The sequence below is a fragment of the Shewanella sp. POL2 genome (genome assembly GCF_000282755.1).
Classification (GTDB): Bacteria; Pseudomonadota; Gammaproteobacteria; order Enterobacterales; family Shewanellaceae; genus Shewanella; species Shewanella xiamenensis.
In genome coordinates this window covers 1-220 of sequence record NZ_AKZL01000239.1, presented here as the reverse complement: position 1 = coordinate 220, position 220 = coordinate 1, and the positions used below count along the sequence as shown (strand labels likewise).

Here is a 220-nt window from a genome sequence, read left to right as displayed (position 1 = left end):
GCTATCCGTCGCCACCAAGGTGTAGCTATAGGCTGCATCTTGGGTGGCACTAGTCTGTGCACTAGAGATGATGGTTGGTGCATCGTTGACGTTTGCCACCACAATCGTAAAGCTCTGCTCTGCCGTCAGGCCATCTGTGTCTGTTGCCCGTAGTACTACCACATGACTGCCCACGTTAGCATTAGTTGGGGTACCACTGAGCACGCCCGTCGCCGGATTG

The 220-nt window shown here is 55.0% G+C and carries 1 protein-coding gene; it reads right to left on the bottom strand.

Annotated features, from left to right (window positions below; all coding sequences use genetic code 11):
- Positions 1-220, bottom strand: a 220-nt coding sequence (locus tag SHEWPOL2_RS22225; protein ID WP_037431972.1) for a putative Ig domain-containing protein, incomplete at both ends; no start/stop codon positions are given.